This is a genomic window from Terriglobia bacterium (assembly GCA_020073205.1).
GTDB lineage: Bacteria > Acidobacteriota > Polarisedimenticolia > Polarisedimenticolales > JAIQFR01 > JAIQFR01.
The window spans coordinates 24,954-36,808 of the sequence record JAIQFR010000008.1; the positions used below are offsets into that span (position 1 = coordinate 24,954).

Here is an 11,855-nt window from a genome sequence, read left to right on the forward strand (position 1 = left end):
GAGACGAGGAATCGCGCCAGCCCTGCGTCGTGCTGACCCTCGTCCCCGATTGCGCATAGAATCTGGGGCCGGGAGGGACGTCGAGATGAAGCTCAGCTCCGAGGCGGAGGCGCGCTACCGGGTACAGGACTACTCGAGGCCGTCGGGGATCGGTGGGGTGGTGCTCGTCGATCTCAGGCGCTTTCACGACGAGGCGGGCTCGATGACCGAGCTGGCCCGGCTCGAGGGCGGGCGGGTGGGGGGGCTCGAAGGTTTCGTGGCGGCTCAGGTCAATTACAGCACGCTCGAGCCGGGTGGAATCAAGGCTTTCCACGTTCACCGACGGCAGACCGACGTCTGGTTCGTTCCTCCTTCGGACCGTGTCCTGCTCGTGCTCGTCGACGTCCGGGAGGGATCGCCCACCGAGGGGAGCCGCCTCCGGCTGACGCTCGGCGACGGCGACTCCAGGCTGGTCAGGATTCCGCCCGGCGTGGCCCACGGCTGCCGCAACATCGGCGGCGCGACGGCGCGGATCCTCTACTTCACGGACGTGCATTTCTCCGCCGAGCCGGGAGCGACCGACGAGGGGCGGCTCCCCTGGGACCACTTCGGGGCAGGCCTGTGGGAGTCGGCACGGGACTAGGGAGGGCTCTGGCATGGACGTGATGGAAGCGATCCGGCGCCGACGAAGCGTTCGGGAGTACCGCAGCGACCCGATCCCGGCGGACGTCCTGGAGCGCGTGACCGAGGCGCTCAGGCTCGCCCCCTCGGCCTGCAATTACCAGCCTTGGCGGTTCGTCCTCGTGACGGAGCCCAAGCTCCGGGCGGAGGTCGCGGCGGCCTGCCACGAGCAGTTGTTCGTGGCGGAGGCCCCGGTGGTCGTCGTGGGTTGCGCTCTGCCGGAGACGGCCTACAAGCGCATGGGCGAGCGTTGGAACAGCGCCGACGTGGACGTCGCCGTCGCGATCGACCATCTCACGCTCGCCGCGGTCGCGGAGGGACTCGGGACCTGCTGGATCGGCTCGTACGACGAGGGCGCGCTGAGGCGCTTGCTCGGCGTACCCGAGGAGGCGAAGATCGTGGCGCTGACCCCGCTGGGCTACCCGCGGCACCCATCCCTGCTCCAGGCGGTGAAGCCCGGCGACAGGAAGCCCCGGAGCGAGGTGTTCTCCTCCGACCACTGGTGAGCGGCGGTTCCCCGTTAAGGGTGCTGCTGCTCCTGCCGCATCCTCGCGAGCGGGTCGAATGGGGCCTCGCGGTAGCCGGCGGGCGGATCGTAGGTCCCGGTCGGAGGGGCCTTCTCCTCGACCGATAGCAGCTCCTGGCTCCGCTTGAAGGCCGACCCGGCCATGGACGTCTCGGTGAGTACCGAGATTCCCTCGATCTTGTCCATCTCGGCGGCCATTTGGGCCGCGCCGGGGAACATCGAGCTGACGTCCCGGCTCAAGGCCTTGAACGCGGCGGCGTCGACCTTGAGGTCCGTGGTCGTCCAGACCGTGACGTTCAGCTTCATGCCCGTCGCGGTCGACAGGGCCACCGCGTACTTTCGGACGTTCCAGCCCCGGATCTTCTTCCGCTCGTCGGTGGGCGTCACCTTGACGTCCATCTTCATACCGGCGATCAGCTGGTCCAGCATCGGGCGTTGGTCCGCCGGCACCCGCTTGGCGAGGTCCACCGGAAGGGGGACCACGCTGTAGGTCTTCTCCTGATGATCGATGAAGAGCGCTTTCTTCTCCACGGCGAGGATGATCTGCGTGGCTTCGTCGCCGTCGTGGCGGAGCTTGCCAGGGCCCATCCAGACCGTCTCCTTCGACTCCTGCTTTTCGGAGCCGACGCCGCTCGTGGACGCCGAGATGGTGAACAGGGTGTCCGCGGCGGCCACCGTGAGCGACGCGGCAAGGACGGCCCCGAGGACCAGAGCGCGGAACGGCCTCATGGAAGCTCCCCTCGAGCCCGGGCGACCGAACGGGGTGCTCCGTCGACGCCGAGCGCGACCCCTCCGAGGCTAGCGCGCGGGCGCGGCGGGGTCAACGCGACCGCGGCGCGACGGCGGCGTTGACCCCGCGGGTCCTATCCGGTTCCGTCCGGCAGCGCTCTACGAGCGGGGCCTGCGGGGCGGCTTCCGTTCCTGGCTCCCCGGCAGTCCTCGGCCGCTGGCATCGTGCGGAACGAGGACGAGGGCGCGGGCGCTCGCCGCGTTTCCCGCGCCGTCCGTCGCCGTGTAAACGATCGTGTAGACCCGGCCCGCCCCGCTGCCCGCCCGCTCCGCCCGGAGCAGCACGTCGAGGTCGGGACCGCCGATGTCCGCTCCCTGGATGTCGTTGACGGTGTGACCGTCCCCCTCGCCGCGGGCGTCGTCGGGCTCGCTGCTCGTGACCGAGGCGAGCGCCAGCGACGGCGTGCCGCAGGCATCGGAGACCGCGATCTTGGAGTGCACGGGGACCATTCCGTGGTCCGGCGGCCAGAGCACCGAGGGATCCACGACCACCAGGATCCTGGGAGGCACGGTGTCACGGACGGTCCAGACGGCCTCGTCGGTGGCCGTCGCTCCCGCCTTGTCCGTGACCCGCAGCGTGACGACGTGCGTGCCCAGTGCGAGGGTGGTCTGCACGATCTCACCTTCGCCGATCAGCGCCTGTGCGGGCGCCCCGAAGTCGAGGAACCACTCGAACGATACGATGTCGTCGTCTGTCCCCGCCGTGGAGTCGGGGTCGGAGGATCGGGAGCCGTCGAGGGTCACGGCGGCGCCCTGCGCCGACGCGCACTCGGCGGCGGCGTCGGGCCCGGCGTCGGCCACGGGCGGTCGGTCGTCGTGAGTCTCGACCACCGGTTGCCAGTCGGGGCGCTCCTCGTCGAACCCGAAGGACGCCGAATCGCTCACCTCCATCCGGCTGTCCGGGTCGCCGAGGGCGATGCGGTAGACCGCCATGCTCCCGCCGCGGAACCCCGCGAACGCGAGCTCGCGTCCGTCCGGCGACCACCCCGGCTGGCGGTCGTCCGGCTCCGATCCGGCCACCGCCTCCTGGACGGAGCCGTCGGCGGCCATGACGAAGATGCGCGTCGAGCCGTCCTCTCGGTCGCTGTCGAAGGCGATCGAAGCGCCGTCGGGGGACCAGTCGGGAGAGGTGTCGGTGGAGAACGAGCTCGAGGTGAGATTCGACGGATCGGAGCCGTCGGAGCCCATGACGTAAATTTCGGAATCGCCGTCGCGGTCGGTTACGAAAGCGATCTTCGAACCGTCGGGGGAAAACGCCGGCTGGGTCTCATTGGCGTCGTCGGTCGCGGTCAGGCGGCGGAGGCCGGTTCCGGTCGCGGCGTTCGCGACCCAGATATCGTCATATCCGCTGACGGGATCGTTACGAGCGAACGCGATCTCGAGGCCGTCCGGCGACCAGGCCGGGAAGTTGTCGCGGCTCGGGCTGGCGAGGAGCCGCCGCACGTTCGATCCGCCGGAATCCATCACCCAGATCTCGAACGCCCCGGATCGATTCGAGGTGAAGGCGATCTTCGATCCGTCGGGAGACCAGGCGGGCTGCCGATCCGTCACGGTGTTGTGCGTGAGCAGCGTGACGCCGCTCCCCTCGGGCGCCATCGTCACGATCTCCCAGTCGCCGTCGCGGAGGGTCTCCGCCGCGATCCGGCCGTTGGTTCCGGGGAAGGCGGCGCGGCCCGCGGTCGCCAGGAACGGTGCGAGGCACAGCAAGGCCGGTAGCGCGCGCACCGCGAGGCGGACGGCGACGCGGCGGCCCGGGGGTAGGGGTCGTTTCTCGTCCTTCATGGCGTTCCTCCTGGCGCAGGGTTCCTGCGGGTATTGCGATCGCGTTGTCGCCGTCCCGGATTCCGTCATCCATCGACCGGGATCGGGGCCCACGTGCATTCTCCGGCGGCGCCGATTTCATCAGCGGGTGCTCCGCCGACGGGAGGATTACAGCACGATTCGTACCTCGGAGATCACCGGATCGCAATCGGCGGGCGGAGGGCGGCAGAATCCGGAAAACGACGCGCGTCGGCGCCGGAGGCGGGTCGTCACCGCGATCCCGAGGAGGCCGAGAAGCACGACAAGCGCCGCCGTCGCCCGAATCGGGTATGCTTCGCCACCGCCCGACGGGAAGGTCCACCCCGTGCGGGGCGCATCGAGGGAGGCGACCCGATGGACAGAACGTACGTCTTCGCGGCGACGATCCTGATCTATTTCGGGGTCCTGACGACGCTCAACGTCCTCCGGGCCAGGAAGGTCAGGACCCAGGACGACATGATGGTCGCGGGGCGTACCTTGAGCCTCTGGGTCATCGTCTTCACGCTGATCTGCACCTGGATCGGCTCGGGAACGTTCATCGCCGGCGCGGAGTACGCTTACTACGCGGGGTGGTCCGCGGTGTGGATGCCCGCCGGGGCGTGGATCGGCATCCTCGTCATCTACTTCCTCGCCGCGAAGATCCGCACCTTCGGCCAGTACACCGTCGGCGACATCCTGGAGGTGCGCTACGGCAGGTTCGCCCGGCTGTTCGGCGCCGTCGCCATCGTGATCTCGTTCACGACCATCGTCGCGTACCAGTTCCGCGCCGGAGGGTACATCCTGAACGTGTTGAGCGACGGCCGGATCTCCGTGGAGTGGGGGCAGTTGGCGGCGGCGGCGTTCGTGATCCTGTTCACCGCCCTCGGCGGGATGGTGGCGGTCGCGTACACCGACCTCCCCAACGGGATCGTGATCGTCCTGGCGTGCCTCGTCTCGGTCCCGTTCGTGGTCCTGGCCGCGGGGGGGTGGTCCCACGCGGCAGAGGTCCTTCCCGCGACGCACTTCGCGACGTTCTCGGCGGACTTCGGGCACTTCCCGGCGCTCACCGCCCTCGGTTACGCGTTCTCGACGCTCCTCCTCCTCATGGGCATCCAGTCCATGTACCAGAAGTTCTACGCGGCGAGGAGCGCGGTCGAGGCGCGCGCGGCGGTGGGGGTGTGGATCGTCGGGACGATCGTGGTCGAGGTCGTGGTGATCGTGATCGCCGTCTACGCGTCGAGCTACAACGCGGAGCACGCGCTCTCGTGGGACGCGAGGGCGATGGTGCTCCAGGCCGCGCGCAGGATGGTCCCCCTTCCCGTCGGGGTGCTCCTCCTGGGGGCCGCGTGCGCGGTGGTGATCTCGACGGGCATGAACTACCTCCTGTCCCCCAGCACGAACGTCATGCGGGACGTCTACCAGCGATTCCTGAGGCCGGACGCCGACCCGCGCAGGATGGTGGCGCTCCAGAAGATCGTCGTGGTGGCCATCGGCTTCCTGGCGTTCCTGATGATCTTCGTCCCCACGATCCTGAAGTCGAACATCTCCGTGCTCCAGTACAGCTACTTCGCCTACACGATCTACGGCGTCGCCATCACCCCCGCCCTGCTCGCGGCGCTGACCTGGCGGCGCGCGACGCGCGTGGGAGGGCTGCTGTCCATCGTGCTGGGCACGCTGGCCACCCTGTTCTTCGAGGTGGTGTTCCCCTACGCGTGGCCGCGAGCGATGCTCGGCGCGCCGAACGCCGCCGCGACGGGAGTCTTCGGGAAGGCCCCCTGGGGGGTTCCCGGGATCTTCTTCTCCTTCGCGCTCTCGATGGCGGGGCTCGTGATCGGCTCGTACCTCTCCCCGCCGCCCAAGCAGGAGGAGCTGGAGCCTTTCTTCGGAAAGGCCGTGCGCTGAGCCGAGGAGTTAACGCGGGCGGAGCCGAAGAGTCCGCCGCACCTCAGGCGCGGCGGGCTCGCAGGGCGAGCCGTCGAGGTAGCGCATCGCGGCGGAGTCGCCGGCGACCTCGACGAGCGTACGGCTCACCGTTCGGGCCTCGGGGCGGTGCATGCAGACCGAGAGCGGGCCGCGCTCCGGTTCGTGCGAAGTGAGCCACCGCGCGAGGTCCACCGCGCCGGGCCCGGCCGGCGCCGCGAGGAGCCGCTGCCAGGAACGCCGCCGCGCGCGCTCCGCTGCGCCCTGGTCGTACCCCGACGAGACGAACAAGGCGGGCCGATCCTCGTCGTCCCAGTAGGCGGAGAGGCCGTTCCATCGGAGTCGAGAGGCCCGGGCCCGGCGGCCTCTCGTTCCGGGCTGGACGGCCACCAGGTGGAAGGCGCGGACCTCGCGGAGATCCGCGGTGCGGGGCGCGAGCCGGGCCTCGAGGTCGTCCACCGAGCGGGCGTCGAGCACGCTCCAGACGATGCGGCCGCGGCTGGTGGGCGAGGCGGGCAGCCGGGCCGGGTCCCGCTCCTCCGCGTTCAGGAGGCAGACGGTCAATCCGGCATCGTTCACGCCGATCCAAGACCCTCCGCCGTCCGGGTCGAAGGGCGCGAGGAACGCCGCGTCCCGGCGACGCCGTCGGCGAGGCGGGAGCCCGCGCGAGCGCCGGGCGCTCTCGTCCCGGTTGTGGCCCAGGACGTAGCCTCCGTCGCCGGACGGCAGGAACACGACGGTGCACATCGCGCTTTCCCCGGAGGGCCCGCGGGCCGACCGATGCTATTCTAGCGGCATCCGGGGCTCGCGGTTTCGAGGGGGTCGACGCGATGAAGAGAACGCTCCAGATCCGAACCGCCGACGGCGGACGACAGACGGTGCCGCTCGACGGCGACAAGCTGGCCCTCGGCCGCGCCCACGAGAACGAGCTTCACTTCCCCGACGACACGAGCCTGTCCCGCCGTCACCTGTTGCTGGAACGGACCGGCGACGACTGGACGGTCCGCGACTTGGGGAGCAAGAACGGGACGTTCGTCAACGGAGAGCGGCTCTCGGAGTCGCATCGACTGACGCCGGGCGACCGCATCGCTGCGGGCCATCTCACCCTGGCGTTCGAGGACCCGCTGGGTGCGGCGGCGGGCGACGTGACGTTCTTCGCCGGGTCGGAGGCGGATCTCCCTCCCAACGCGACCATCATCTCGAACCTCGAGGGCGCGCTGTCCGGGGAGAGCACTCCGACCCAATCGGGGAAGCTCCAGGCCGCGGTCCGGACCACGGGACCGAAAACCCCGTTCGACGACGCCGCGGTGACCGCGCTGATCCGCGCCGGACGAGAGCTGGCGATCCGTCGGCCCCTCCCGGAGCTGTTCCACCTGATCCTCGACCTCTCGGTCGAGACCGTGAAAGCCGATCGAGGCGTGCTCCTGACCCTTGAGAAAGAGGGGCTCCTGGCGCGGGCGGCGCGAGGGGAGGGATTCAGGATCAGCACGGCGGTCCGCGATCGCGTGCTCCATTCGAGGCAGTCCCTCCTCGTCCGGGACACGAGCCTCGACGAGGCGCTCCGGAACAGGGTGAGCATCAGCGAGCAGAACGTGCGAACGCTGATGGCGGTTCCGCTCCAGACCGGCGACCGGGTGATCGGGCTGATCTACGTCGATTTCCCGGCTCTCGCCGCCGACCTCGCGCCCAGGGACCTCGACCTCCTCACCGTGCTCGCGAACGTCGCCGCGATCCGGATCGAGCAGGAGCGCCTGGCGCTCGTGGAGCTGGACGAGCACCGCCACGCCTTGGAGCTCGAGCAGGCTGCGGAGATCCAGCGGCGCCTCCTTCCCAACGACGCCCCCGCGGTCGAGGGGGCCGACCTCGCGGGGTTCAACACGTCGTGCCGGACGGTCGGCGGCGACTACTACGACTTCTTCCCGCTCACCGACGGCCGGGTCGCCGTGGTTCTGGCGGACGTATCGGGGAAAGGGCTGCCGGCGTCGCTGCTTATGGCCAGCCTTCAGGCGCGGGTGCAGGTGCTCCTGGAGGAGCCCGACGACCTGCCTCGTCTTATGTCCCGCCTCGACCGGATGATGTCGAAGAGCTGCCCCGGCAACCGCTTCGTCACGATGTTCCTCTGCGTCCTCGACCCGAGGACCGGCGAGATGGCCTACTGCAACGCTGGGCACAACCCGCCGCTCCTCGCCCGGGCGGAGGGGCAGGTGGAGCAGCTCCGCGGGGGGGGGACGGTCCTGGGGATGTTCCCGGACCTCGGCTACGAGGAAAAGCGATGCCGGATGGAGCCGGGGGACCTCCTCACGCTGTTCAGCGACGGCGTGACCGAAGCGTCCAGCCCCGCCGACGAGGAATTCGGCGAGGAGCGGCTCGCGCGCCTGCTGGCGGGGGCCCGAGGGATCTCCGCCGAGGCCGTCCTGGACCTCATCGGCAAGACGCTCGCCGAATGGACCGCCGGCGCGCCCCCGACCGACGACATCACGGTCGTCGCGATTCGCCGCTGCTGATCTCCCCTTTCCTCCGGAGGATGCGGTCCAGCGTGTCGCGAACCCGATCCTCGTTCGCTCCACCCGCCGCGAGGGCCCGGCGGGCGAGCGATTCCGCCTCGTCCAACCGCGAGCCGTCCTGGAGGAGCAGCCAGGCGAGGTTGTTCAGCGCGTCGCGGTCCTCGGGCTCGATGGCGATCGCGCGGCGGTACGCCTCCTCCGCCTCCCGGAACTGTCCCGAGCGGGCCTCGGCGTTCCCGAGGTCGGTCCACGCCAGCCCCCAGCTCGGCCGCTCCGTCACGAGAGAGCGGTAGGCGGAGATCGCATCGTCGATGCTGCCGTAGGCCTCGAGTTCCACCGCCCGCGCGAGCCGATCCTCGGCGGAGGGGCGCCCGGGCCCCACGAGGAGCAGGGCGTGTCCGTCCGCGGCCCACCCGCGCTCGATCCGGTCCAGCGGGATCCAGCGAGGCGAGGCGTCGCCGAAGTGCACTCGAAAGAGGCCGCGATCGGCGTCCACGCCGTCGGCGACCACGAAGTGGTGGACGTCGTGCCTCGTGCCGGGCGCGTCGAGCAATCGGAGCATGAGGATCGCAGGACGGCCCGCCTCCAAGGACTCTCGGACCTTCGCCGCGCTCCCCTCGATCAGCCGCGCCTCGAACCCGTGGGCGCGCGCCGCGAGGAGGAGGTCCACGGAGAGAACGCCCCCGCCGGGGGCCTTCGGGAGTTCGGCGTCGAGCGTCTCAAGGTTGACCGGGTCGCCGAGGGCGTTCAGGACGGCGGAGAGGGCGCCGGCCCCGCAGCGGTCGGTCCCGAACACTCGATTCGGGACCCCCTGGACGATCCGGGCCCCTGGACTCGGAGGACGGGGCCGCGGCGTCATCGTCGCGCAGCCGGCGAGGGCCGCCGCCGGGAGGAGCATCGCCGCCGCCCGGGCCGGGCGGATCATCAGAAGATCGCGGCCAGGATCAGGACGCCGAGGAACACCGCGAGCAGCAGCCAGATGTACCGGGGGACTTCGGTTCCCGCCGCTTGGACCTGGTCGAGGTTCGCGGCGAGGGAGCGAAGGTCGTCGTCGGAAAGCCGGGCGAGGCGCTGCTCGACCTCCGGCGCCGTGAGCCCCGTTCCGGCCAGAGCCCGGGCCACGTCCCTCCGCGCCAGGAACGCGCGTACCGACGTCTCGTCGGCCGCCCGCCCGGCGGGCGCGGCGTCCGGCGCGGGTTTCGAAGGGATCGGAGCGGCGGAAGACGGAGCCGCGAGGGAGAGCAAGGTCGCGGCGAGGACGGCGAACAGGGTCGTTCTCGCAAGACGTTTCGTCATCGCGTCGCCCCTCCGTCGCGGCCTACCGGGAGCCGGTCCCGCCGCCGCGCCCATCCATCTTAGGCCGTTCGCCGCGTAAGACCAACGCCGCTCGCGGGCTCGCGGACGATCCGGGGCGCTCCGACCGAGCTCCCGGAAAGGAAAACGCCCGGCCCCTCGCGGGACCGGGCGCCGTCATGCGACGGGAGGAGGGCTGTTCCTCCCGGGGTGGCCGGATCAGAACTCCCCGCCGCCCATGCCGCCGCCGCCCATTCCGGGCGCCGGCTTCTCCTTCTCGGGAATCTCGCTGACCACCGCTTCGGTGGTGAGCATGAGCGCCGCGATCGATCCGGCGTTCTGGAGCGCGAAGCGGACGACCTTCGTGGGGTCGATGATGCCCGCCTCGATCATGTTGACGAACTTGTCGTTCTGGGCGTCGAACCCCTTGTCCTTCTCCAACCCCTTGACCTGGTTGACGACGACGGAGCCCTCGTACCCGGCGTTGTTCGCGATCTGGCGGATCGGCTCTTCCACGGCGCGCTTGACGATCTTGATTCCGATCGCCATGTCCTCGTTCTTCTCCTTCTTCGCCAGGTCCTCGAGCACGGGGATGCAGCGGAGCAGGGCGACGCCGCCGCCGGGGACGATGCCCTCCTCGACGGCCGCCTTGGTGGCGTGCATGGCGTCCTCGACCCGGGCCTTCTTCTCCTTCATCTCGGTCTCGGTGGCCGCGCCGACCTTGATCACCGCGACACCGCCCACCAGCTTCGCGAGACGCTCCTGCAGCTTCTCGCGGTCGTAATCCGACGTGGTCTCCTCGACCTGGGTCCGGATCTGCTTCACGCGGCCCTCGATGGCCTTGGACTTCCCTGCGCCCTCGACGAGGGTGGTGTTCTCCTTGTCGACGACGATCTTCTTCGCGCGGCCCAGGTCCTCGAGCTTCACGTTCTCGAGGCGAATTCCGAGATCCTCGGTGATGCACTTGCCGTTCGTCAGGATCCCGATGTCCTCGAGCATCGCCTTGCGGCGGTCGCCGAAGCCGGGCGCCTTGACGGCGGCGGCGTGGAGCGTGCCGCGCAGCTTGTTGACCACCAGGGTCGCCAGGGCCTCGCCCTCGACGTCCTCGGCGATGATCAGGAGGGGCTTGCCGAGCTTCGCCACCTGCTCGAGCACCGGGAGAAGGTCCTTCATGGACGAGATCTTCTTCTCGTGGATCAGGATGTACGCGTCCTCGAGGACGACTTCCATCCGCTCCGGGTCGGTGATGAAGTAGGGGGAGAGGTAGCCGCGGTCGAACTGCATCCCCTCGACGACCTCGAGCGAGGTCTCGAGCCCCTTGGCCTCCTCGACGGTGATCACGCCGTCCTTGCCCACCTTCTCCATCGCCTCGGCGATGATCTCGCCGATGGACTCGTCGGCGTTCGCCGAGATGCTCCCGACCTGCGCGATCGCCTTGCCGGCGATCGGGCGGGAGAGCTTCCGGATGTCGGCGACCGCGGCCTCGACGGCCTTCTCGATGCCTCGCTTGATGTCCATGGGGTTGCCGCCGGCGGTCACCGCCTTGACGCCTTCCCGGAAGATCGCCTGAGCCAGGACCGTGGCGGTGGTGGTGCCGTCGCCGGCCACGTCCGACGTCTTGCTGGCGACCTCGCGCACGAGCTGGGCTCCCATGTTCTCGCGGGCGTCCTCGAGCTCGATCTCCTTGGCCACGGATACGCCGTCCTTCGTGGACAGCGGCGATCCGAACTTCTTGTCGAGGACGACGTTGCGGCCCTTCGGGCCCAGCGTGATCTTCACGGCGTCCGCGAGCTTGTTGACGCCGCGCAGCATCGCCTGCCGCGCGTCCTCAGCGTACGTGATGTTCTTGGCAGCCATCGCTTCTCCACCTCCCGAGTGATTGTCTCGCGTGAAGGCCGAGCCACCTGCGCCCTGAGGCGTCCCGTGGCCGGCGCATCGCCGGTCGCGCCGGCCAGTTACCCGATGACCCCGAGGACCTCGTCCTCACGCAGGATCACGTGCTCGTCGTCGTCGATCTTGATTTCCGTGCCCGCGTACTTGCCGAAGAGCACGCGGTCACCCACCTTGACCTCGAGCGGGACTCGCTTGCCGTTGTCGTCGAGCTTCCCGTTGCCCGCCGCGATCACCTTCCCCTCCATCGGCTTCTCTTTGGCGGTGTCGGGGATGATGATGTTCCCGCGCTTCTGCTCCTTCTCCTCGATGCGCTTGACGAGGATCCGGTCGTAAAGGGGTTTCACCTTCATGTCCTTGACCTCCTTCTCCGTAAGTTACTCATTTTAAACGATTTGACTTCACAAACTAGCACTCGTCAGCGACGAGTGCTGTTACTATAGGATAGCCCCGCGGGGCTGTCAAGCCCGAGGGGAGTCAGGCGGGAGCCGAGA

General features: G+C 69.6%; 11 protein-coding genes. 4 read left to right on the top strand and 7 right to left on the bottom strand.

The features are described 5' to 3' along the window. The first annotated feature begins 85 nt into the window (after positions 1-85). Together LAO51_02810 and LAO51_02815 are read left to right on the top strand one after the other, a co-directional pair. Positions 86-622: a dTDP-4-dehydrorhamnose 3,5-epimerase family protein gene (locus tag LAO51_02810; protein ID MBZ5637668.1), complete on the top strand. Its 537-nt coding sequence runs from the start codon at positions 86-88 to the stop codon at positions 620-622. 13 nt (positions 623-635) lie between these two features. Continuing rightward, positions 636-1,166: a nitroreductase family protein gene (locus tag LAO51_02815; GenBank protein MBZ5637669.1), complete on the top strand. Its 531-nt coding sequence runs from the start codon at positions 636-638 to the stop codon at positions 1,164-1,166. Between the two features lie 14 nt (positions 1,167-1,180). On the opposite strand, the gene LAO51_02820 is transcribed toward LAO51_02815, so the two are convergent. Together LAO51_02820 and LAO51_02825 are read right to left on the bottom strand one after the other, a co-directional pair. Then, on the bottom strand, positions 1,181-1,915 hold the full coding sequence (locus LAO51_02820) for a DUF4412 domain-containing protein (GenBank protein MBZ5637670.1): 735 nt from the start codon (positions 1,913-1,915) through the stop codon (positions 1,181-1,183). A gap of 159 nt (positions 1,916-2,074) precedes the next feature. Then, entirely contained in the window at positions 2,075-3,757 is a 1,683-nt protein-coding gene (locus tag LAO51_02825; protein ID MBZ5637671.1) for a hypothetical protein, read from the bottom strand. A gap of 372 nt (positions 3,758-4,129) precedes the next feature. Here LAO51_02825 and LAO51_02830 point away from each other — a divergent pair, with 372 nt between their 5' ends. Further along, complete coding sequence (locus tag LAO51_02830; protein ID MBZ5637672.1) at positions 4,130-5,656, top strand: sodium:solute symporter family protein; 1,527 nt, start codon at positions 4,130-4,132, stop codon at positions 5,654-5,656. A gap of 9 nt (positions 5,657-5,665) precedes the next feature. Here LAO51_02830 and LAO51_02835 read toward each other — a convergent pair whose 3' ends face one another. Continuing rightward, a complete protein-coding gene (locus tag LAO51_02835; protein ID MBZ5637673.1) occupies positions 5,666-6,421 on the bottom strand; it encodes an NRDE family protein in 756 nt (251 codons plus the stop codon). 83 nt (positions 6,422-6,504) lie between these two features. Between LAO51_02835 and LAO51_02840 the strand changes: the two genes are divergently transcribed. Beyond that, complete coding sequence (locus LAO51_02840; GenBank protein MBZ5637674.1) at positions 6,505-8,178, top strand: SpoIIE family protein phosphatase; 1,674 nt, start codon at positions 6,505-6,507, stop codon at positions 8,176-8,178. Here the strand turns inward: LAO51_02840 and LAO51_02845 are convergent. The 4 genes from LAO51_02845 to LAO51_02860 all read right to left on the bottom strand — a co-directional run bounded on the left by LAO51_02845 (position 8,150) and on the right by LAO51_02860 (position 11,714). After that, complete coding sequence (locus tag LAO51_02845; GenBank protein MBZ5637675.1) at positions 8,150-9,103, bottom strand: tetratricopeptide repeat protein; 954 nt, start codon at positions 9,101-9,103, stop codon at positions 8,150-8,152. The two genes, LAO51_02840 and LAO51_02845, sit on opposite strands and share 29 nt — an antisense overlap. Further along, positions 9,103-9,474, bottom strand: coding sequence for a PA2779 family protein (locus tag LAO51_02850; protein ID MBZ5637676.1), 372 nt, complete (start codon positions 9,472-9,474; stop codon positions 9,103-9,105). The genes LAO51_02845 and LAO51_02850 overlap by 1 nt, the downstream gene beginning before the upstream one ends. A 216-nt stretch (positions 9,475-9,690) precedes the next feature. Then, positions 9,691-11,328: a chaperonin GroEL gene (gene groL / locus LAO51_02855; GenBank protein MBZ5637677.1), complete on the bottom strand. Its 1,638-nt coding sequence runs from the start codon at positions 11,326-11,328 to the stop codon at positions 9,691-9,693. A gap of 98 nt (positions 11,329-11,426) precedes the next feature. Next, a complete protein-coding gene (locus tag LAO51_02860; protein MBZ5637678.1) occupies positions 11,427-11,714 on the bottom strand; it encodes a co-chaperone GroES in 288 nt (95 codons plus the stop codon). Positions 11,715-11,855 lie beyond the last annotated feature (141 nt).

Bases quoted from the DNA above. Each gene is read 5' to 3' on its own strand.
- LAO51_02810 (MBZ5637668.1), top strand. From the start codon at position 86: ATGAAGCTCAGCTCCGAGGCGGAGGCGCGCTACCGGGTACAGGACTAC.
- LAO51_02815 (MBZ5637669.1), top strand. From the start codon at position 636: ATGGACGTGATGGAAGCGATCCGGCGCCGACGAAGCGTTCGGGAGTAC.
- LAO51_02820 (MBZ5637670.1), bottom strand. From the start codon at position 1,915: ATGAGGCCGTTCCGCGCTCTGGTCCTCGGGGCCGTCCTTGCCGCGTCG.
- LAO51_02825 (MBZ5637671.1), bottom strand. From the start codon at position 3,757: ATGAAGGACGAGAAACGACCCCTACCCCCGGGCCGCCGCGTCGCCGTC.
- LAO51_02830 (MBZ5637672.1), top strand. From the start codon at position 4,130: ATGGACAGAACGTACGTCTTCGCGGCGACGATCCTGATCTATTTCGGG.
- LAO51_02835 (MBZ5637673.1), bottom strand. From the start codon at position 6,421: ATGTGCACCGTCGTGTTCCTGCCGTCCGGCGACGGAGGCTACGTCCTG.
- LAO51_02840 (MBZ5637674.1), top strand. From the start codon at position 6,505: ATGAAGAGAACGCTCCAGATCCGAACCGCCGACGGCGGACGACAGACG.
- LAO51_02845 (MBZ5637675.1), bottom strand. From the start codon at position 9,103: ATGATCCGCCCGGCCCGGGCGGCGGCGATGCTCCTCCCGGCGGCGGCC.
- LAO51_02850 (MBZ5637676.1), bottom strand. From the start codon at position 9,474: ATGACGAAACGTCTTGCGAGAACGACCCTGTTCGCCGTCCTCGCCGCG.
- groL (MBZ5637677.1), bottom strand. From the start codon at position 11,328: ATGGCTGCCAAGAACATCACGTACGCTGAGGACGCGCGGCAGGCGATG.
- LAO51_02860 (MBZ5637678.1), bottom strand. From the start codon at position 11,714: ATGAAGGTGAAACCCCTTTACGACCGGATCCTCGTCAAGCGCATCGAG.